Genomic DNA, 20801 nt, shown 5'->3' with positions numbered 1-20801 from the left:
TCTGCCCACCCGCCATTCCACCGCACCGCCGGCTTCCCCGCCACGCCAGCTATGGAAAAACAGTGAGAATCGAGCATCATCTTCTGCATGGCGCCCAGTCCTTGGATCTGCATGCGCAGCAACAGGCGAATGTGCATGCCATTGTCGGCAACGGTCGTGGCTCACGCCTGTCGATTCCGAACGGCTGGATCAGCATCAGTCTGGTACTGCGCGGTGTGCTTGAGCTGGCCAGTGGTGATACGCCCTGGCAATTGACCTCCCGTCATCAGCAACTATGGCTGGACGGCGGCGTGCGCCTTGTCAGCCGCACTCCTTGCTGGTGGCTGTGCGTGACAGCGCCGGCACAGCTTTGGCGTGAACTGCCGCACAGCTCCCCATGCGATACCAGTCTGGTCCCCGTGGAAACCCACTGCCCCACGCAACTGGCCCGACCCCTGGTGCATATCGCACGTACCCGCTGGTTCAAGAAGGACAGCGATGCGGGGGAAGTGGTCGACACCATGGTCTGGCTGCGCGATGCCATCGTCGAGCACCAGGATGCGCAGCATCAACAGATGGATCGCTGCAGCGGACGCACCGCATTGCGCCGGCACCAGACCTTGCTGCGGCTGCTCCGTGTGCAGCATCTGATCCGCTGCAACGTCGATGACCGCATCGACCTGACCCGGCTTGCCGCCATCGCCAACTACTCGCCCACCCATTTGATCCGCGTGTACCGCGAGGTATTCGGTGAGACCCCTTGCGAATACGCCACGCGCCTGCGTCATCAGCGCGCGTGGGAGCTGGTGCGTTCCACCGACATGTCGGTCTGCGAGATCGCCGACGCACTCAGCTTCGAAAGCGAGAGTGCCTTCTGCCGTGCGTTCAAGCACGCGTTCGGCTGCACCACCAGCGAAGCGCGGCGCGGTGCCCGCGCAATGGTGTCAGTGCACGGGCACCTCGGCCTGAGCTCCGACGACGCGTTGCAACTTCGAACCAGCGAGCCGACCCTGGTGCTGTGAGGACGGGCTCAATGCCCGCCATCCAGCGCCTTCAATTCGCTGACCAGTGAACTGGCTGCTTCGGCCCCATCGCCATACAGCATGCGGGTGTTGTCCGCGTAGAACAGCGCATTCTCGATCCCGGCAAAACCGGTGCCCTTGCCGCGCTTGATGACGATGGTGTTCCTCGAATTGACCACGTCCAGGATCGGCATGCCGTAGATCGGGCTGGTCGGGTCGGTTTTGGCCACCGGGTTGACCACGTCGTTGGCACCGATCACCAGCGACACGTCGGTGACGGCGAACTCGGGGTTGATGTCGTCCATGTCGGTGATCAGGTCGTACGGCACGCCGGCCTCGGCCAGCAGCACGTTCATGTGCCCGGGCATGCGCCCGGCCACCGGGTGGATGGCGAACTTCACCTTGACCCCGCGTTCGATCAGGCGTTGCGCCAGTTCCCAGATCTTGTGCTGTGCCTGCGCCACCGCCATGCCATAGCCGGGCACGATCACCACGCGTTCGGCAAAGGCCATCATCGCTGCCACATCCGCCGCTTCGATCGGCTTCTGGCTGCCACTGATTTCCGCACCCTGGCCGCCGCCACCGAAGTTGGAGAACAGCACACCGCTGATCGGCCGGTTCATCGCCTTGGCCATCAAACGCGTCAACAGGATGCCGGCGGCACCGACCATCATGCCGGCGATGATCAGCGCCTCGTTGCCGAGCACATAACCTTCAAAAGCCACCGCCAGACCGGTGAATGCGTTGTACAGCGAAATCACCACCGGCATGTCCGCACCGCCGATCGGCAACGTCATCAACACACCCAGCGCCAGCGCCACCACGAAGAAGGCGATGATCGCCACCGGCTGCAGGCTTGCCGCAGCCCAAACGCCCAGCGCCACCATCGCCACGGCAACCAGCAGGTTGAACACCTGCTGGCCCGGAAAGGTGACGCGCTTGTCCAGGCGGCCGTCGAGCTTGGCCCAGGCGATGACCGAACCGGACAACGACACCGCGCCAATCGCCGAACCGATCACCGCCAACGCCAACACCGTGGCCGAAGGCTGCCGCGCGGCCAGGTCGGCGATGGCCTGCGCGCTCCAATGACTGGTATCACGGTTGGCTACATCCGAAAAACGCAGCAGTTCCACCGCGCCGATGGCAGCGGCCGAGCCACCGCCCATGCCGTTGTAAAGCGCCACCATCTGCGGCATGTCGGTGATGGCCACCTTCTTGGCAGACACCCACGCCAGCCCGGTGCCCAGCACCAGCGCCACCAGGATCAAGGCGATGTTGTGCAGGCCTGGCAGAAAGAAGGTGGCAATGGTGGCGATCAACATGCCCAGCCCGGCCCAGTGGATGCCGCTACGTGCGGTTTTGGGCGATGCCATGCGCTGCAGGCCCAGCAGGAACAGCGTTGCTGCCACCAGATAACTCGTATTCACCAGCACCAGCATGCTCATGCACCCGCCTCCGGAATTCCGTGTTCTTGTCTGCCAACCTGTTTGTCCAGGCGATGGTGTTCACGCATCTCGATGGCGGTTTTCAGCAGGCCGATCATGCCCAGGCCGAAAGCCACCAGACCCAACGAAAGCTGGCTCAGCGCCGTGGAGTCGACCAATGCCGCGCCCAGCAACCCCAGCACGATTGGGACCAGCGTCTGCAGCGCGATCAGCCAGAGCATGAAGTGACCCTTGCGCGGATCCTCCCACACCTTGCGGGAAACCTTGTTCTGCGTCTTGGTGGGATCCTGCAGCGACGCCATGCCAATGCCCACACCGGCATACAGCAAGGCGCTGTTGTAGGCATCGAGCATGCCTTCCATGCCGTTGAAGAGCGGCCGCGCCGCGTACGCCAGGGCCACCAGCAAGGCGGGATACTGCAGATAACTGAGCCACTGGAAAACCTGACGCGCATCCCGCCGACGCGCGGTCGTAGCAGACGCCATCGCGCTCATTGCCCCTTCCCGTCCGGCTTCTTCGAGCTTTTGAACATCTCCAGCATGCGCTCGGTGACCACATAGCCACCGGCGGCATTGCCTGCGCCCAGGGCCACCGCGATGAAGCCGATGGCTTTCTCCAGCGTGGTATCGGCATGGCCCAGCACCACCATCGCGCCAATCAATACAATGCCGTGGATGAAGTTGGAACCGGACATCAACGGGGTATGCAGGATCACCGGCACCCGCGAAATGATCACATGGCCGGCAATGGCTGCCAGCATGAAGATATACAACGCCACGAACCCATCGCTCATTGCTGCTCTCTCCGAGGCTGGAACGGCCTGCCCGGCATCATAACCATGCTGGTCAAGGCGATGCGACCGTTGCGGTGTCAACCAATCCGGCCCTCGCGCGTTAACACCCCCAGTAACGACCGGAACGCTACCCTGTGCTGGTGACCAGCCCGCCCCTGACGTCCATCGCCCCACCTGCCTCGCTGGATGCTTTCCTGGCGGGGATCGGACCGCGTGCGTTCCGCTTCGCCGAAGCCGGCCTGCGCCAGCGCGACGATGCGCTGGACGCGGTGCAGGACGCGATGGAACGGATGCTCGGCTACCGCGAACATCCGTCCGAAGAATGGACACCATTGTTCTGGAGCATCCTGCGCCGCCGCATCATCGACCTGCAGCGCCGTCGCAGTTTCCGCCTGAAGTTCTGGGCACCGCAGGAAGAGCAGGACCAGGACAGCGCCATCGACTGGGCGGACCACACCGCCGGCCCGGCACAACAGCATGAGCAGCAGCAGGATTACGCCCGTCTGGTGCAGGCACTGCGGCAGCTGCCGGCACGCCAGCGCGAAGCCTTCGGGCTGCGCGTGCTGCAGGAACTGGACGTCGCCACCACGGCCAAGGCCATGGGCTGCTCGGAAGGCTCGGTCAAAACCCACCTGTCGCGCGCGCGCGACGCTTTGCAGAAACAACTGGAGGCCACGCGGTGAATCGCATGCCCACATCCCCGCACGACGATTTCGACCAGTCGCTGCGACAACTGCAGCAACATGCCGAAGGCGCACTCTCGCCTGCCACGCTGTCACAGCTGCGGCAGGCACGCCTGCAGGCCACCTCAGCCCATACGGCAAGCTCGCCCTGGCGCCGCCGGGGCTGGTGGTTGGCGACCGCCTGCTCGGCGGTCCTGGCGGTGACGGTCGCAGCGCGCTTCAACAACATCGCGCCACCGGATCTGCCCAGCAACACCGTGGCGGCAACCGGCGACGACACCTCCGATGACACCCTGCTGTTCGACGAAAGCCCGGAGCTGTACCTGTGGCTGGGCTCGGACGGCGCCCTGGCGATGGAATGAACACCATGAAGACCCTGACAGCCCGCCTGCTTCTGCCCTTGTTGATGGCCCTGGCCAGTGCGCCTGCCCTGGCACAACAACCGCTGCCGGAATGGGACCAGCTCAGCCCGGCGCAACGCGAAACCCTGGTCGCCCCCATGCGCGACCGCTGGAATGCCTCGCCCGAGCGCCGCCAGCGTATTTACGACCATGCCCGCAGCTGGCAGCAGATGACGCCGGAACAGCGCGAACAGGCCCGTCGCGGCATGCATCGCTTCGAGCACATGGCACCGCAGCAGCGCCGCGAGGCGCAGGCCTTGTTCGCCAAAATGCGCGGCATGGACAAAGAACAACGCCAGCAACTGCATGATCAGTGGCAGAAGATGACGCCGGAACAACGCAGGCAATGGGTGGAGGCGAATCCGCCACCGTCGCGGTCACCGCGCTGAGGGGTTGCTGCATCTGCGGGCCGGGGATTTTCGAGGGACGTGTTGGGTTTCATTTGGGGTGAACATCAACCTCGCCCCTGAGAAACCCATCTCACACCGGTGGGATTTCCCCACCGGCCGGCCGCGCTGGCCACACCGTCTTCGCCAGCAATTCGTCGTTCCAATCGAACTGCAGCGCGCCATCCTTCAGAAACAGCGCGACGAAGTTGTAGACGTTGCGTGCGTACATCTCGCTGGCATGCACGGCACCCATGCTGGCCAGGTCCAATGGCCCGGCAACGATCACGCCGCCCGTCTCCACGGTTTCACCTGGCCGGGTTGCCTCGCAGTTGCCGCCGGTTTCCGCTGCCAGATCCACGATCACGCTGCCTGGACGCATACCGTCCACCATCGTCGCGGTGATGATCTTCGGTGCGGGACGACCCGGCACCGCAGCGGTGCAGACCACCACGTCCACGCCCTTCAGGTGTTCCGCCAGACGACGCTGCTGCTCGGCGCGCTCGTCATCGGTCAGTTGCCGGGCATAGCCGCCTTCGCCTGCGGCGCTGACGCCCAGGTCCAGGAACTTGCCGCCCAATGATTCGATCTGCTCACGGGTTTCCGGGCGGACGTCGAAACCCTCCACCTGCGCGCCCAGCCGCTTGGCCGTGGCCACCGCCTGCAAGCCGGCCACGCCTGCACCGACAATCAACACCTTGGACGGGCGGATGGTGCCGGCAGCCGTGGTCAGCATCGGGAAGAACCGCGGCGCGAGCTGCGCGGCGATCAAGGTCGCCTTGTAACCGGCCATGCCGGCCTGCGAGCTGAGTACGTCCATCGCCTGCGCGCGCGTGGTGCGTGGCAGGCGTTCCAGTGGAAAGGTCTGCAGCTGGCGCGACTGCAGGGCGCTGCTGCGCTCGGGTTCGGCCTGCGGATGCAGCATGCCGACCAGCGTGGCGCCCTGCCTGAGGCGTGCGATCACCGCCGGCGGTGGCGTCTGTACGCACAGCACCAACTCGCCCTGCTCCAGCGCGTCGTCAATCTGCGCGCCTGCATCCAGGTAGGCCTGATCGGGGAACCCCGCCGACTGGCCTGCGCCGGGCTGCACATGCACCCGTGCGCCAGCGGCCAGCAACTTCTTCACGGTTTCCGGCGTGGCGGCGACGCGCCGTTCGCCGCTTGCGGCTTCTTTCAACACCCGTACATCAACGGCCATTCCGGTACCCGATGCGCAGTGGATCAACACCCGGATCGTAGCAAAGCCGAAGCCGCGCGGCAGATTGCCTGCCGCACGCCGGTCAGTTGGTCGGTGCGGCCTGCGGCTCCAGGCGGTCGATCACGCCCTGCATGGCGCTGTCGAAGGCGCCGTCGTCCACATGTGGACGCAAGCGGCCCAGCCGCACCATTACCGCCAGTTCTTCCGGCGAGGCCACACAGAAGCGGATGCCACGACGGCTGACGAACAACAAACGCGAGGAGATCGGGCTCACCCAGGACAGCTTGCCGGCCTGCATCTTGCCGTCCTTGTCGATGAAGTCCAGCCAGGTGCCGATTTCCATGCGACGGAAACGCTCGGCATCGGCGTCATCGAAATCCTCGGCCTTGGCGCTGCTGCCGAACTCGATGGCAGGTGCCTCCTGTACCGGTGGGCTTGGCAATACCACCTGCGGCAGCTCGGGCAGCGCGCGCTCCAGTTCAGGACGGGCCTCGGCGATGGCCTGCAGGGTGTCGTGCAGGGCATCGATGGCACTGCTGCCACCGTCGCCGTGCAGGCCCACGCTGGAAAACACCTTGCGCAAGGCTGGCTGGCTGGCCTGCAACCACGGCTTGCCGACAATATGACGGCGCGCCTGTGCCACTTCCTCCAGCATGTCATCGGCCAACTTCAAGGCCTCGCTCACACCTTCGCCTTCGTCACCTTCGCGCAGCAGCGTCATCGTCAGATGATGGCTCCATGGCTGGCGCAGGAAGTCATTGATCGCCTTGGGCAGCGGCGCACCCTCCACCCGCTTGTCCAGCTCGGTGCCGGCGCGGCTGCGCGCCATTTCCAGCTTTTCCTGGCCACGCTGGGTTTCAGCGGCGCGGCGCTCGGCAATCTCGATGCGACGGCGGTGCTGGGAGAGGAACTCGCGGAATTCTTCTTCCAGGGTCAGGAAGATCGCCAGGTTCTCGTTGAACTCGGCAGTCAACCTTTCAATGATTTCTTCGACCTTGCCCATCAGCGCGCGCTCGGCCTGGCTTTCGCCGGCATTGCCTTCACAGGCTTCGGCCAGCGAATTGAGCAGCTTGCGGGCCGGGTGGGTCTTCTGCACGAACATGCGCCGGTCCAGCATGGCGACCTTGACGAACGGCACCACCAAGCGACCGATCAGTTCACGCGAGCGCCCTTCCAGGTCGCGCTCGTCCAGCATCACGTCGAACAGCATGCCAACCAGGTCGATGGCGTCCTCGTCCTGCGGATCCAGGTGCGCCTGTGCCGGATCGACACCCAGACGGGTGGCGCCGGACAGCACTTCACTCTTGAGCCGCTGCGCCAGTGATTCGCCGTCTTCACCAACTGCGGCACGCAGCGTGGCGCTGGGCGTGGCCTGCAGCAGCGACAACACCGACATCATTTCGCGCTGGTTGAGCGAGCGTTGCTGGGCGTTGGCGTTGTTCAGCGCAGCGCCTGCGGCGTTCACGCCTTCGCGGGTCTGGCGGGTCTGCGCCAGCAGTTCATGCAGCGCTTCGAGCACCACGCTCTGATGGTTGCCAAAGCCGCCGTCCTCGTCAAAACCACCGCCTGCCGCTGCGCCACCACCGTCGTGGCCAGCGGCACCGGACATGCTGCTGCGGCGCTGGCTCCAGCGTTCGGAGAAACGCTGCGCCCACATCGGTGCGTGCCCGGGGTCCTGGCTGTCGTCGTCTCCCGGTTGCTGTTCGGCAGCCGACGGGCGGGCCGGCGCGACGCGGCGCGGTGCCGGTACTTCCGGGGCGGCACCGGCCTGGGCCAGACGCTCATCCACCGATTCGTACAGCTTGCCGATGCCGGCGGCGAACTCGCGCTCGCACAGCTTGAACAGCACCAGCCGTACTTCCGGGGCCAATTCGCAGGTATAGAACGCTTCATGCACGGCCACACCGATGTGCTCGGGGCCGATGGGGTTGGTGTCCGCGTCCAGCGCAGGCACACCACTGATCCACGCCAGACGGTGATCCAGCCGCGCCAGCACCTGCTTCCAGTCACGTAGCAGCACGGTGGCGAAATTACGCACCGCCAGACGCGATTCGAGAATGTGCTCGGGCACCAGGCTCAGGCCACCGTCGCTCTGCCCGGCCAATACGCTGTCAGCCGACAACGGCGTACCGGCCTCCAATGCCGACCAGGCCTGCTGCAGGTGGCTGCCAAAGCGGCTGGCGATTTCTTCCCGGCGCCGGCGCAGCTCGCGCATGCCGTCCAGGAAGGCCAGCTGCGACGGACCGGCGGTCTCGGCACGGTCGAACAGGACGTCGTCAAAGCCGGCCAGCACCTTGCCAAAGGCCTGCGCCAGCAACGGCAAGGCGGCCTCGCGGGAAAGTGCCAGCAGGTTCGGGTTACGGCCGGGCTGACCGGCGGGATGCGGATTGGAGTTCATGCGCAAAGGCTCCACACCCTGTAAGGCGCTGGCATTCTGGAAAACGGATGGTTGATTGCAGACGCGGCCCCTGAACCCGCGTGCGCATGGTAGGCGGAGAAGCTGAACAGGGTCAGTGATGCAGTGCGCACTTCATACCTCGTGGCCGGCATGCCGGCATAAGCCGACATGCTAAGCGTGCTGCGGGATATTGGCGAATCCTGCGGTATTCAGCCGCCTGACGGAGTGCACAGAATTGGCTCCCAAAGCCGTCATCGGGCCGCCATGGCGGCGGCGTCTATAATCCATGGCCGTGTTTCCCCCTCGGTGAGTCATGCCCGACAACTGCTTCATGCAAGCGCTGGACCAGCGCCTTTCGGTCCCGTCCAGACAACTGGGCGAACCTGCCCCGGACCCGGCCACCCTGCTGCGCATGCTCCAGTCCGCGGTGCGCGTGCCCGACCACGGCAAACTGGTGCCTTACCGTTTCCTGCAGCTGCGTGGCGACGCGCGTCACGCATTGGGTGAGTTCCTGGCCCAACGCAGCCGCCAGCGCGACCCGCAGGCGGCCGAGGCGGCGGTCGAGAAGGACCGCCTGCGGTTTTCACATGCGCCCCTGATCGTCACCGTCATCGCGCGCCTGCAGCCTGACCACAAGGTACCCGCGCAGGAGCAGCTGCTGACCGCCGGCTGTGTGTGCTTTGCGCTGCTGCAGGCCGCGCAGGGTGCCGGCTTCGGTGCGCAGTGGCTGACCGCGTGGATGGCCTATGACGTCGAGGTCAGCCGCCATCTGGGCCTGATTGAGAACGAACGCATCGTCGGCTTCATCCATATTGGCACCCCCAAACTGGAAGTCCCCGACCGCGAGCGCCCGGATCCGGCAGCGCTGCTGCAGGACTGGCAGCCGTGAGCACCCTGCCGGTACGGCAGCCGCTCTATCTGATCGACGCCAGCCTCTATGTATTCCGTGCCTGGCACTCGATGCCCAACGAGTTCCAGGACAACCAGGGCTGGCCGGTCAACGCGGTGCATGGCTTTGCACGCTTCCTGCTGGACCTGCTGGAGCGCGAGCGCCCGCGCCACATCGCGGTGGCGTTCGACGAAGCGCTGGACAGCTGCTTCCGGCACGCGCTGTACCCGGCCTACAAGGCCAACCGCGACCCGGCCCCGGATGAACTGCGCCGCCAGTTCGCCCACTGCAAGGCGCTGTGCGCGGCATTGGGCCTGGACGTGCTGGCCGATCGCGAGTACGAGGCCGACGACCTGATCGGCAGCGCGCTGCAGGCCGGCCACCAGCACCGTCTGCGCGGGGTGATCGTCTCGGCCGACAAGGATCTGTCGCAGCTGTTGCTCGAACACGACGAGCAGTGGGACTACGCCCGCAACCAGCGCTGGGGAGCAGCCGGGGTGAAGGCGCGCCATGGCGTGCATGCGCACCAGATGGCCGACTACCTGGCGCTGTGTGGCGACGCGGTGGACAACATCCCTGGCGTGTCCGGCATCGGCACCAAATCCGCAGCGGTGCTGCTGGCCCATTTCGGCAGCCTGGATGCGCTGTTGGAGCGCATCGACGAGGTGCCGTTCCTGCGCCTGCGTGGTGCCGCCACCATGGCCGTGCGCCTGCGCGAACAACGCGAGCAGGTGTTGTTGTTCCGGCAATTGACCACCGTTGCCGTCCACGCGCCGCTGCCGCACGCACAGCCCGCCTTCGTGCGCAGCCCCGCCGATGCCGACATGCTCGGCGGCCTGTGCGAAGCACTGCGCTTCGGCCCGCTGACCCGGCGCCGGCTGCTGGCCGCCGCCGGACTGGAATCCCCCTCCTCTCCCGCCAACGAGTTCGCATGAGCCATAACACCGCAGAACCCCGCGTCGTCTATGAAGGCAAGTACCAGCGCATGGTCGTGCGCGGCACCTGGGAATACAGCGAGCGCACCCATGCCGGCGGCCTGGCCGCGATCATCATCGCGGTGACGCCGGACGACGAGGTGCTGTTCGTCGAACAGTTTCGTGTGCCCCTGCAGGCGCGCACCATCGAGATGCCTGCCGGCCTGGTGGGCGACATCACCGCCGGTGAGTCCATCGAAGTTTCAGCAGTACGCGAGCTGGAAGAAGAAACCGGCTGGACCGCCGACCACGCCGAAGTGCTGATGATCGGCCCCACCTCGTCCGGCGCCAGCAGCGAGAAGATCGCCTTCGTGCGCGCCACCGGCCTGCGCAGGATCGGCCCGGGCGGCGGTGATGCCAGCGAAGACATCACCGTGCACGCCATCGCGCGCAATCGCGCCGCAGCGTGGCTGGTGGAAAAGATGGCCGAAGGTTACGAGCTGGATGCCAAGCTCTGGGCCGGCCTGTGGATGATCGAACACCACCTCGACGGGAGGCCGCGTGGCTGATTCCGGCCTGCAGATCTCAACCGCGCTGCTTGGCGCGGACGATCCGCCAGTATTCACCGCGCACCACCCGCACGGCACTTCACCGTTCGTACTGCTGGCCGATCATGCCGGGCAGCGCCTACCGGCATCACTGGACGAACTGGGGCTGCCGCAGGCCGAACTGGATCGCCATATCGGCTGGGACATCGGCATCGCCGGCACCACCCGCGCATTGGCGAAGCGGCTGGATGCCTGGGCCATCGAACAGACCTACTCGCGGCTGCTGATCGACTGCAACCGGCCGCTGGCTTCGCCAACGTTGATTCCCGAAGTGAGCGACGGCACGGCCATTCCCGGCAATACCGGCTTGAGTGATGTGCAGCGCGAGCAGCGCATCGCGGCAATCCACACTCCGTACCATGCCCACATCAATGCCGAGCTGGATCGCCGCCGCGATGCGGGCATTCCCACATTGCTGGTGATGATGCACAGCTTCACCCCGGCGATGAACGGCTTCCAGCGCCCCTGGCATGCCGGCGTGCTCTATCACCAGGACACACGCTTCGCCCATGCGCTGCTGCAGGCACTGCGTGATGAAGGCGACCTGGTGGTCGGCGACAACGAGCCGTATTCGGTGAACACCACCAGCGACTACGCCGTACCCATGCACGGCGAAGCGCGCGGCCTGGTGCATGTGGAGCTGGAGATCCGCCAGGACCTGATTGCCGATGCGCCCGGCCAGGAAGCCTGGGCAGAACGCCTGGAACGCATCTTCCGCACGTTGCAGCCCGCACTGTTGCAGCTGCAGTGATCGGGCCTTCGCTGCACGCCCGCCAGCAGCAAGCAGTCCGTACCGCTGGAGAAGAACGTGCCGTTGGCCTTACCCCCGGCCAACGGAGCGGCTCAACCAGCGTTCGGCTCAGCCCGCCACGGAAACGGCCGGTAGGCGTGAATCTGCAGCGTTGCACCGAGTTCCTCGAAAGGTGCCTGGACTTCGCCACAACGCACGCGGTCCAGGTGCTGCCCCAGCGCCAGCGGCAACATACGGCAGCGCGCCAAAGCTTCACCCACCGGAATCGCCAGCAGCGTCGCCACCCGGCTTGCAGCGCCCTTCATGTGCTCGGCCGGACACGCCACCAGCACCACGTCAAACGAAGCGAAGATGCCCGGGCCAACGCCCATGACCTGCGCGGCATCCTGCTCGGCAGCTGACGCTTCGCCCAGTGCTTCATCCATGCCGGGAACCTGCAGAAAAGCATCGTACTCGGCGTAGTAATCCAGCGCGCGGGCATAGTCTTCCAGCGTGGACAACGGACGCTGCCGCTTCTGCACATCCAGCACGTCGGCGAACGTGGCCGGCTCCAGGAACGGAGACAGTCCAAGCCCCCGGGCAGCGACGGCCACTTCATCGTCCTCGTCCCAGGCCTCCTCCTCGCTGGGCGGCAACCAGAAGCGTGCGGCAAGCGCGCCGCCATCGGTCGCATGCACCCAGCCATAGCGCTCCCAGACCTGCCCGTCGTCATTGCAGGCGGCGATGGCGTCCAGAGTCTGGCGGAGATCCAGCAGTTCGATCATGCGTCGTTGCGCAGGCAATCCGGGGGAGCGCAGTCTACCCGCGCCGGGCGCAGACCCAGCGCGACGACCATGCCCAGCAGTGCGAACGCGGCCGCGCCGTACTGCGCGTGGACCAGCCCCTGCAGCGCTTCGGCACTGCTGGCGGCCTGCGTGCCGCGCGCCGCATTGGCCAGCATCACCAGCAATGCCAGGCCCAGCGCGCCACCGATCTGCTGCGCGGTCGCCGCCATGCCCGAGGCCACGCCCTGCTGGGCGGCGGGAACCCCCTGCCCGGCCACGATCCACATCGCCGTCCAGGTCATGCCCTGACCAAGACTGAGCAGCACGATGCCCGGCAGCAACGGCCAGTAACCGGCACCGTAAGGCAGTGCCAGCGCCACCGCGGCGATGCCAAACGCGCCGCCGGCCAGGCCCCAGGCCAGCACCTGACGCGGCGAACGGCGGGCCAGCATGCGCTCGGCAACAGTGATGCCGAACGTGCACACCAGCGTCGGTGGCAGGAACGCCAGGCCGGCCTGCAGCGGACTCCAGCCGTAACCATCCTGGTAATACAACGCCAGGAAGTAGTACTGCACCCCGAAGCTGCTCATGAACAGCATCGTCAGCCACATCGCCGCGCGCAGACCCGGCACACGCAGCAGCGCGAAATGCATCAGCGGATCGGCACTGCGCTGCTCGATGCGCACGAACGCAACCAGCAGCAGCACCGACAGCAGCAGACAGCCCAGCGTCAACGGCGTCAGCCAGCCCCATTCCGGCCCCTGCACCAGCGTGGTCACCAGCAGGCTGCCGCCCAGCGTCACCGCCAGGCAGCCGGCCAGGTCGAACGAACGACCGCGCGCGCGCAGCCCGTCCGGCGGCAGCCAGCTGCCACCCAGCAGCGCGCAGGCCGCCGCGATCGGCACGATCACCAGCAGCACCGAGGCCCAACCGAAGTGCTGGGTCAACACGCCACCGAGCAGGGTGCCCAGCGCCAGCCCGCCGGCGCTGGCCATGCTCCAGATCGCCAGCGCGCGGTTGCGCACCGGGCCTTCGGCGTACAGCGTGTTGATCAGCGCCAAGGTGGCCGGGAACAGCAGCGCCGCGCCGATCCCCTGCACCGCCCGCGCCGCCACCAGCAGCCACGCACTGCTGCTGAAACCGCCGACCAGCGAGGCCAGCGCGAACAGCACCATGCCCAGCCGGTAGAAACGGCGCTTGCCGAGCAGGTCGGCAGCGCGGCCGCCCAGCAGTAGGCAACCACCGAAGGCCACGGTGTAGCCGCTGACCACCCATTGCAGCTGCTGGGCATTGATCTGCAGCGCACGCCCCATGTCATGCAGGGCGACGAAGATGATGGTGGCATCCAGGGCGATGATCAGTTGTGCGGTGGCCAACAGCGCCAACGCCAGCCGGGGATAACGAAGAGGCGGCATGAAATGGTCCGTTCAGTGGGGAGCGGCAGTGTCATTGATGCACGCATTCGCATAAACCATGCATCATGGATTTCTGCGATGATTTTCCGCATGAATGATCTTCCTTTCGATCTCAATGCGGTACGGATGCTGGTGCAGGTGGCCGAGGCCCGCAGTTTCACCACCGCGGCCGGGCAGCTGGGGCTGAGCCAATCCGGGCTGTCGCGGGCGATCAGCCGGCTGGAAGCCGGGCTGGGCGTGAAGCTGCTGCAGCGGAACACGCGCAACGTCGGGCTGACCCCGGACGGCCGCCAGTTCGTCGAGCAGGTCACGCCGCTGCTGTGCGGGCTGGACGACGCCCGTCGCCAGCTCGGTGACCGCCCGTGCACACCGTCCGGCACACTCAAGATCACCGCACCCTCGATGTTCGGGCGCAAGGTACTGGTGCCGCTGGCCGGGCAACTGATGGCGCAGTACCCGCAATTGCAGATCGAAGCGGTGCTGAGCGACCGGCTGGTCGACCTGTTTGAAGAGGGTTTCGACGGGGCACTGCGTACCGGCCCGATCGCCGACCAGCGCATGATCGCGCGGCGGTTGCGCCCCTTGCGCTGGGTGACGGTGGCCAGCCCGGCCTATCTGGCCGAACACGGTGCGCCGGACCGCGTGCAGGCACTGCACGACCATTGCTGCCTGGCGGTGCGCAACCTGCGCAGCGGGCGGCTGGTGGATTGGCAGTTCCGCGCTGCGGACGGGCAGCTGCAGGAGTTCACGCCACCGGCGCGGATGGTGTTCGACAGCGGCGATCCACTGGTGGAAGCCGCGCTGGCCGGGATCGGCATCGTGCAGGTGATGGATTTCGCGGTGGCCGATGCATTGGCCGATGGCCGCCTGCAGCGCGTATTGCAGGCCGCCGAAGGACGCAGCCGCGAGCTGTCGTTGATCTACCCGCCGTCGCGGCAATGCTCACCCAAGCTGCAGGTGCTGGCCGACGCACTGCTGGCCGGGGAATGGTAAGGCCGGCGCCATGAACAGAACGGGCGGCCTGCGCCGCCCGTCCGTACAACATGAGCGGAGTACTCAGCCGGCGAAGGAATCGGTGGCGCGCACCAGCGCATCCACGTTCTCAGCCTCGAATGCCGAATGGCCCGAGGCCGGCGAGATCTGCAGCTGCGCCTTCGGCCAGGCCTTGTGCAGCTCCCATGCGTTGGCCAACGGGCAGACCACGTCGTAGCGGCCGTGCACGATCACGCCGGGGATGTGCGCGATCTTGTGCGCGTCGCGCAACAGCTGGTCTTCCACTTCAAAGAAGCCACCGTTGACGAAGTAGTGGTTCTCGATGCGCGCGAACGCCAACGCGAACTGCGGGTCTTCATGGCTGTTGATGAAATCGTCATCCACATGCAGGAAGCTGGTCGCACCTTCCCACACGCTCCAGGCCTTGGCCGCGGCCAGACGCGTCGCTTCGTCGTCGCTGGTCAGGCGGCGGTGGAAGGCGGAAATCAGGTCGTGACGCTCCACCGCGGGAATCGGCTTGAGGTAGTGCTCCCACGCATCCGGGAACAGACGATTGGCACCTTCCTGGTAGAACCACTCCAGCTCCCAGCGGCGCAGCATGAAGATGCCGCGCAGCACCAGTTCGGTCACGCGCTGCGGGTGGGTTTCGGCATAGGCCAGCGCCAGGGTGGAACCCCAGCTGCCGCCGAACACCTGCCACTGCGCGACTCCCAGCTTCTCGCGCAGCTTCTCGATATCGGCGACGAGGTCCCAGGTGGTGTTGTCCACCAGATCGGCGTGCGGCGTCGAACGGCCGGAGCCGCGCTGGTCGAACAGGATGATGCGGTACTTGGCCGGGTCGTGGAACCGGCGCATGTTGTCCGAGCAACCGCCACCCGGGCCACCGTGCAGCATCACCACCGGCTTGCCGTCCGGGTTGCCGCACTGCTCGAAATACAGCGTGTGGCGACCATCAACCTGCAGCGTGCCGGTTTCGTAGGGGGTGATTTCGGGGTAGAGCGTGCGCATGGCAACCTCGCGGAAAACGGATTGGCTAGTTTAGCGCAGCCCTGTTTTCGTGATGTTTGCAGAGTGCTTGCAGTGGATTGCCTGGCTGGGCTCCTTACCCGCCCCCCATCTCGCAGAGGAGGGAGGCACAATTCAACGTTACTGGTAACTCGCCGGCGTAATCCGGTCCAGCAACAGCAGGCCATCAAAACGTTGTCGCGCTTCGGGCAAAGACAACGTCTCCCGATAATCCATGCTCCACAGGCGCGACGCCGGATCGACCTCGCCTGGCAATGCACCGGCATGCAGGTCAACAAACACCGCGCCACTCGGCGATGCAGCAGTCAATGTCGGTTCCAGCACACCCGACCCGGCCGGCACCTCGATCACGCGCTGATCCACATAGTCCAGGTAACGCCCCTGGGCACCGGCGAAATGCAGCACGTAGGTCTGCGCCTGCAACGCCGCAGGCAGTGCGCGGGTGACGTTGTCCACCGGCGGCAGTCCGCCCGGATGTCCGTCACGGTAACCGCCCAGCCGATTGAGATGCGCATAGTGGCCCCACACCACCACCTTGCGCCCCGGATAGGCCTGCTCCATCAGCCACTGCAGGTTGCCGGCCATCACCGGGTCATGTTCATCGAACGGCCTGCGCTGCCACGCCACTTCGGCCATGCGCTGCAGGCTGGCGTTGACTCGCCGCCAGAAGCCGTCGCTGCTGAAGACATCCGCACCGTGCGCGCCGGCCGGCGCCGGCAGCAGGCTCTCCAGCCATTGTGCATCCCGCAGGAACTGCGCCTGCTCGGCAACGTCAGCCTTGAGCAAGTGGCCGTCGAGCAGACGCTGTGTCTGGTCCAGATGACGTTCCAACCGGAGCGTCTGCGGCGCATCCAGCGGTTGCCGCGAAAGATGCGCGCGCAACTGCGGTACAAGCTCCTTCCTCGACAGGCTGCCACTCAGGCGCCCATCCAGCCCCGCCAGCTCCAACGGTCGTGTGCTGCTGCGTTGCGCATCCAGGTAATCGAACAGCGGCCACACCTCGGCGCTGTTGGCATACATGTAGAAAATGTTGCCCGGCGCCAACTGACGCACCGGTTGACGCAGGCGCCACAAGCGCGCCACGTCGAAGAAGCCGCTTTCCAGCACCAGCACATCAAAGCCCTTGTGCGCATGCAGATAGCGCACCACGCGGGCCTTGTAGGCATAGACGTTGCCCTCACCGTGGGTGAGCTCGTCCAACATCACGATGCGTTTGTCGCCGATGGCGGCGCCCAATGGTGCCAGGTCGGCAAAGTCATCCTGCGCCGGAATGTCCGCGCGCAACGGATGCAGTGGCGCATCGGCGGCACATGCCGCAACAGTCAGGCAGGCCAGCAACAGCGCCAGCAGGGTTGCGGCACTCGGCAATCGATTCATCAAGCGTCCACGGTGGCTGAAGGCGTCCCGATCCTAGGTGCGCGCTTGGCCCGTTGTCACGGCAGAAACGAGGTTTTGGTGACCGACAACTGCAATGTCCCGCACCCTGACGCATTGCTGCACGATGCACGTGTCCATGCATCCATCAAAGACGCGCCACCACCACGACGGCGCGTCATTGCATGACGCCATGCAACGGCAGATCAGACAGCCAGACGTCCCAGCGTGACCCGATCGCGCTGCTCCATATCCTGCACGGTCTGCACCTCAACAAAGCTGGCCTGTTCCAGCAGTTCGCGGATCGCCTGCCCTTGATCCCAGCCGTGCTCCAGCAACAGCCAGCCACCCGGAACCAGATGCTCATGCGCACCGCCGATGATTTCACGGATCGCATCCAGGCCGTCCGCCCCTGAAGCCAGCGCAGGCGGCGGCTCGAAGCGCAGATCGCCCTGCTGCAGGTGCGGGTCGTCGGCCGCGATGTAGGGCGGGTTGCTGACGATCATGTCGAAACGGTCGGCACCCAGCGCCGTGTACCAGTGCCCGCGGCGGAACCAGACGTTCTCCAGCCCGTGCGCCTGCGCGTTCTTCACCGCCACGGCCAGCGTTGGCCCGAGCACATCGGTCGCCATCACCGTCGCCAGCGGGCGCTCGCTGGCAATGGACAGCGCCACCGCCCCGCTGCCGGTGCCCATGTCGGCCACCCGCACCATGTCGTCGGCCGGCAGGCGTGCCAAGGCCTGCTCGACCAGCAACTCGGTCTCCGGGCGGGGAATCAGGGTGGCGACGTTGACTTCGAGATCCAGTGTCCAGAACCCACGGCGGCCGACCAGATAGGCCAGCGGATGGCCCTCGGCACGACGCTGCAGCAACAGCTCGAAGCGTTGGCGGTCCGCGTCGGCCACCGCGTCGGTGGCATGGGCGAACAACCAGGCGCGCTCAACGCCCAGGGTGTGGAGCAGCAACTGCTCGGCTTCGTGGCGGGCTTCCTCGCCCGGCAAACGGGCGGCGGCTTCCCGCAACAGCTCGGCAATCTTCACCGTGGACACTTCACTACCCCTTCGCGGGAAATTCCTGGACGGCGAGGATAGTCACCCCGCCCCGCCCTGCCTACCGCCCGGAGATCATTCGGATAAAGCCTGCCTATGCCAGAGCGTTCAGCTTGGCGAAAACCCGGCTTGGAAACCCGGCAAAGCCCCCGATATCGGGTAATGCGATCCACTGATGGCGATGATTGATAGTCAATATCTATTGATTCGATGCATCCAATTCATTTGTCTTATTAGACACAGCCTATTAGTCTTGGCTTCAACGATTCACCCCGCCCCTTCAACCAAAAGGAAGCAACATGTCCCTTATCAACACCCAGGTTCAGCCGTTCAAGGTCAATGCGTTCCACAACGGCAAGTTCATTGAAGTCACCGACGCCTCGCTGAAGGGCAAGTGGTCCGTGCTGATCTTCATGCCGGCCGCATTCACCTTCAACTGCCCGACCGAGATTGAAGACGCCGCTGACAACTATGCCGAGTTCCAGAAGGCCGGTGCCGAGGTCTACATCGTGACCACCGATACCCACTTCTCGCACAAGGTGTGGCACGAAACCTCGCCGGCCGTGGGCAAGGCCAAGTTCCCGCTGGTTGGCGACCCGACCCACCAGCTGACCAACGCTTTCGGCGTGCACATTGCCGAAGAAGGCCTGGCCCTGCGTGGCACCTTCGTGATCAACCCGGAAGGCGTGATCAAGACCTCGGAAATCCACTCCAACGAGATCGCTCGTGACGTGTCCGAGACCCTGCGCAAGCTGAAGGCTGCCCAGTTCACCGCCGCACACCCGAACGAAGTGTGCCCGGCCAAGTGGAAGGAAGGCGAGAAGACCCTGACCCCGTCGCTGGACCTGGTCGGCAAGATCTAAGTCCCAGTCAGCCGTTGGGGATGAACCAGATACCTGGTTCATCTCCATGGCACTCCCACCCCGCCCTCGCGGCGGGCGTGGGGGTGAACCGCAGCGAGTTGATGCCAGCCAGCACCACGCCCGCAAGCCGAACAGCCCGCTGCGGTTCACCCCTACTTCTATCGGCGCCCCGCTTGCCGCAGCGGCGTCACACCCCCGCTTTGCCTCAACGAAGGAGATGCTCATGCTCGACGACAGCCTCAAGACCCAGTTGCAGCAGTACATGGGCCTGCTGCGCCAACCGCTGCGCCTGATCGCCTCACTCGATGACAGCGCCGCCAGCCAGGACATGCGTGGCCTGCTGGACGACATCGTGGCCGCCGGCAACGGCAAGATCACGCTGGACGCGTCCGGCACCGATGCGCGTCGCCCCTCGTTCGTCGTTGCCCGCGAAGGCCAGGACCATGGCGTGCGTTTCGCCGGCCTGCCGCTGGGCCATGAATTCGAATCGCTGGTACTGACCCTGCTGTGGACCGGTGGTCACCCGCCGAAGGTTGCCGAGGAAGTCCTGGACAGCATCAGGGCGATTGATGGCGAGTTCGACTTCGACGTCTACATGTCGCTGACCTGCCACAACTGCCCGGACGTGGTCCAGGCACTGGCGCTGATGGCGATCATGAACCCGAAGATCCACACCACCGTGATCGAAGGCGGCACCTTCCAGCAGGAAGTGGAGCAACGCCAGGTGATGGCGGTGCCGATGGTGTTCCAGGGTGGCGAAATGTTCGATTCCGGCCGCATGAGCCTGGAGCAGATCATCGCCAAGCTCGACACCGGCGCCATGGCCCGCGAAGCGGAGAAGATCAAGGCCAAGGATGCGTTCGATGTGCTGGTGGTCGGCGGCGGCCCCGCCGGCGCGGCCGCAGCGATCTACGCGGCTCGCAAGGGCATCCGCACCGGTGTTGCAGCCGAACGTTTCGGCGGCCAGGTGCTGGACACCATGGCCATCGAGAACTTCATCTCGGTGCAGCACACCGAAGGCCCGAAGCTGGCCAGTGCGCTGGAAGCCCACGTGCGTGAGTACGAGGTGGACATCATGAACCTGCAGCGCGCCACCAAGCTGGTGCCGGCCGGTGCCGATGGCCTGGTCGAAGTGCAGCTGGAAAACGGTGCCTCGCTGAAGTCGAAGACCGTGATCCTGTCCACCGGTGCGCGCTGGAGGCAGATGAACGTGCCCGGCGAGAACGAATACCGCAACAAGGGCGTGGCTTACTGCCCGCATTGCGACGGCCCGCTGTTCAAGGGCAAGCGCGTGGCGGTGGTGGGCGGTGGCAACTCGGGCATCGAGGCGGCCATTGATTTGGCCGGCATCGTCAGCCACGTCACCGTGCTCGAGTTCGACAGCAAGCTGCGTGCCGACCAGGTGTTGCAGGCCAAGCTCAACAGCCTGCCCAACGTGAAGGTGGTGCTCAACGCACAGACCACCGAAGTGCTGGGCGATGGCCAGAGGGTCACCGGCCTGGTCTACACCGACCGCGTCGGCGGCGACTCGCACCGCGTGGAGCTGGAAGGCATCTTCGTGCAGATCGGCCTGCTGCCGAACACCGAATGGTTGCGCGGTTCGGTGGAACTGAGCGGCCGTGGCGAAATCATCATCGACGACCGCGGCCAGACCAACGTGCCGGGCGTGTTTGCTGCCGGCGACTGCACCACGGTGCCGTACAAGCAGATCATCATCGCCATGGGCGCCGGCTCCACCGCCGCACTCAGCGCGTTTGATCACCTGATCCGCAGTTCGGCGCCGGCACCGGTTGCGGCGGTGGCTGAGACGGCCTGATCCAGGGCCATCAGCAAGAAACGAGGAGTGGGAG

Annotated in this window: 21 protein-coding genes; 11 read left to right on the top strand and 10 right to left on the bottom strand. The window is 65.6% G+C overall.

Features of this window, described 5'->3' with window-relative positions:
* Positions 1-62 precede the first annotated feature (62 nt).
* On the top strand, positions 63-1001 hold the full coding sequence (locus ABB26_RS07485; RefSeq protein ID WP_161809018.1) for a helix-turn-helix transcriptional regulator: 939 nt from the start codon (positions 63-65) through the stop codon (positions 999-1001).
* 8 nt (positions 1002-1009) lie between these two features.
* On the opposite strand, the gene ABB26_RS07480 is transcribed toward ABB26_RS07485, so the two are convergent.
* The 3 genes from ABB26_RS07480 to ABB26_RS07470 are packed head-to-tail and all read right to left on the bottom strand — an operon-like array spanning position 1010 to position 3239.
* Positions 1010-2446, bottom strand: a complete 1437-nt coding sequence (locus ABB26_RS07480) for an NAD(P)(+) transhydrogenase (Re/Si-specific) subunit beta (RefSeq protein WP_057633062.1) — start codon at positions 2444-2446, stop codon at positions 1010-1012.
* Entirely contained in the window at positions 2443-2940 is a 498-nt protein-coding gene (locus tag ABB26_RS07475) for a hypothetical protein (RefSeq protein WP_057633061.1), read from the bottom strand. Before ABB26_RS07475 ends, ABB26_RS07480 begins: the two co-directional genes overlap by 4 nt.
* Entirely contained in the window at positions 2937-3239 is a 303-nt protein-coding gene (locus ABB26_RS07470) for an NAD(P) transhydrogenase subunit alpha part 2 (protein ID WP_057633060.1), read from the bottom strand. The genes ABB26_RS07475 and ABB26_RS07470 overlap by 4 nt, the downstream gene beginning before the upstream one ends.
* Positions 3240-3373: 134 nt before the next feature.
* On the opposite strand from ABB26_RS07470, the gene ABB26_RS07465 reads away from it, so the two are divergent.
* The 3 genes from ABB26_RS07465 to ABB26_RS07455 are packed head-to-tail and all read left to right on the top strand — an operon-like array spanning position 3374 to position 4712.
* A complete protein-coding gene (locus ABB26_RS07465; protein ID WP_057633059.1) occupies positions 3374-3922 on the top strand; it encodes an RNA polymerase sigma factor in 549 nt (182 codons plus the stop codon).
* Between the two features lie 5 nt (positions 3923-3927).
* A complete protein-coding gene (locus tag ABB26_RS07460; RefSeq protein ID WP_057633058.1) occupies positions 3928-4284 on the top strand; it encodes a hypothetical protein in 357 nt (118 codons plus the stop codon).
* Positions 4281-4712, top strand: coding sequence for a DUF3106 domain-containing protein (locus tag ABB26_RS07455; RefSeq protein WP_057633057.1), 432 nt, complete (start codon positions 4281-4283; stop codon positions 4710-4712). Before ABB26_RS07460 ends, ABB26_RS07455 begins: the two co-directional genes overlap by 4 nt.
* Before the next feature lie 91 nt (positions 4713-4803).
* Here the strand turns inward: ABB26_RS07455 and ABB26_RS07450 are convergent, their stop codons facing one another.
* Together ABB26_RS07450 and ABB26_RS07445 are read right to left on the bottom strand one after the other, a co-directional pair.
* Positions 4804-5907, bottom strand: coding sequence for an NAD(P) transhydrogenase subunit alpha (locus tag ABB26_RS07450; protein ID WP_057633056.1), 1104 nt, complete (start codon positions 5905-5907; stop codon positions 4804-4806).
* 82 nt (positions 5908-5989) lie between these two features.
* Positions 5990-8305 carry a DUF1631 domain-containing protein gene (locus ABB26_RS07445; protein WP_057633055.1) on the bottom strand — a complete coding sequence of 772 codons (2316 nt, stop codon included), beginning with the start codon at positions 8303-8305 and terminating at the stop codon, positions 5990-5992.
* Positions 8306-8618: 313 nt separating this feature from the next.
* Between ABB26_RS07445 and ABB26_RS07440 the strand changes: the two genes are divergently transcribed.
* Genes ABB26_RS07440 through ABB26_RS07425 form a run of 4 tightly spaced genes read left to right on the top strand, consistent with a single transcriptional unit; the run spans position 8619 to position 11467 of the window.
* Positions 8619-9194, top strand: coding sequence for a nitroreductase family protein (locus ABB26_RS07440; RefSeq protein WP_057633054.1), 576 nt, complete (start codon positions 8619-8621; stop codon positions 9192-9194).
* The gene (locus ABB26_RS07435; RefSeq protein ID WP_057633053.1) at positions 9182-10129 is read left to right on the top strand and encodes a 5'-3' exonuclease; all 948 of its coding nucleotides are present in this window, start codon (positions 9182-9184) and stop codon (positions 10127-10129) included. Before ABB26_RS07440 ends, ABB26_RS07435 begins: the two co-directional genes overlap by 13 nt.
* Positions 10126-10677, top strand: coding sequence for an NUDIX hydrolase (locus ABB26_RS07430; RefSeq protein ID WP_057633052.1), 552 nt, complete (start codon positions 10126-10128; stop codon positions 10675-10677). The genes ABB26_RS07435 and ABB26_RS07430 overlap by 4 nt, the downstream gene beginning before the upstream one ends.
* Positions 10670-11467, top strand: coding sequence for an N-formylglutamate amidohydrolase (locus ABB26_RS07425; protein WP_057633051.1), 798 nt, complete (start codon positions 10670-10672; stop codon positions 11465-11467). The genes ABB26_RS07430 and ABB26_RS07425 overlap by 8 nt, the downstream gene beginning before the upstream one ends.
* A 92-nt stretch (positions 11468-11559) precedes the next feature.
* On the opposite strand, the gene ABB26_RS07420 is transcribed toward ABB26_RS07425, so the two are convergent.
* Positions 11560-12231 carry a DUF7716 domain-containing protein gene (locus ABB26_RS07420; protein WP_057633050.1) on the bottom strand — a complete coding sequence of 224 codons (672 nt, stop codon included), beginning with the start codon at positions 12229-12231 and terminating at the stop codon, positions 11560-11562.
* The gene (locus ABB26_RS07415; RefSeq protein ID WP_057633049.1) at positions 12228-13646 is read right to left on the bottom strand and encodes an MFS transporter; all 1419 of its coding nucleotides are present in this window, start codon (positions 13644-13646) and stop codon (positions 12228-12230) included. The genes ABB26_RS07420 and ABB26_RS07415 overlap by 4 nt, the downstream gene beginning before the upstream one ends.
* 90 nt (positions 13647-13736) lie before the next feature.
* On the opposite strand from ABB26_RS07415, the gene ABB26_RS07410 reads away from it, so the two are divergent.
* Positions 13737-14639, top strand: coding sequence for a LysR family transcriptional regulator (locus tag ABB26_RS07410; protein ID WP_057633188.1), 903 nt, complete (start codon positions 13737-13739; stop codon positions 14637-14639).
* A 63-nt stretch (positions 14640-14702) separates the two neighbouring features.
* On the opposite strand, the gene pip is transcribed toward ABB26_RS07410, so the two are convergent.
* From pip to prmC, 3 genes are all read right to left on the bottom strand, one after another.
* Positions 14703-15647 (bottom strand): prolyl aminopeptidase, encoded by a 945-nt coding sequence (gene pip / locus ABB26_RS07405; protein ID WP_057633048.1) that lies wholly within the window; start codon positions 15645-15647, stop codon positions 14703-14705.
* Between the two features lie 138 nt (positions 15648-15785).
* On the bottom strand, positions 15786-17042 hold the full coding sequence (locus tag ABB26_RS07400; RefSeq protein WP_057633047.1) for an erythromycin esterase family protein: 1257 nt from the start codon (positions 17040-17042) through the stop codon (positions 15786-15788).
* A 203-nt stretch (positions 17043-17245) separates the two neighbouring features.
* The gene (gene prmC, locus ABB26_RS07395) at positions 17246-18088 is read right to left on the bottom strand and encodes a peptide chain release factor N(5)-glutamine methyltransferase (RefSeq protein WP_057633046.1); all 843 of its coding nucleotides are present in this window, start codon (positions 18086-18088) and stop codon (positions 17246-17248) included.
* Between the two features lie 299 nt (positions 18089-18387).
* Here prmC and ahpC point away from each other — a divergent pair, with 299 nt between their 5' ends.
* Together ahpC and ahpF are read left to right on the top strand one after the other, a co-directional pair.
* On the top strand, positions 18388-18951 hold the full coding sequence (gene ahpC, locus ABB26_RS07390; RefSeq protein WP_057633045.1) for an alkyl hydroperoxide reductase subunit C: 564 nt from the start codon (positions 18388-18390) through the stop codon (positions 18949-18951).
* Between the two features lie 223 nt (positions 18952-19174).
* Entirely contained in the window at positions 19175-20767 is a 1593-nt protein-coding gene (gene ahpF / locus ABB26_RS07385; protein ID WP_057633187.1) for an alkyl hydroperoxide reductase subunit F, read from the top strand.
* Positions 20768-20801 lie beyond the last annotated feature (34 nt).

Source organism: Stenotrophomonas humi, from assembly GCF_001431415.1.
Classification (GTDB): domain Bacteria; phylum Pseudomonadota; class Gammaproteobacteria; order Xanthomonadales; family Xanthomonadaceae; genus Stenotrophomonas; species Stenotrophomonas humi.
Note: the sequence above shows the minus strand (reverse complement) of the source record. Positions and strands in the feature narration are given on the sequence as shown.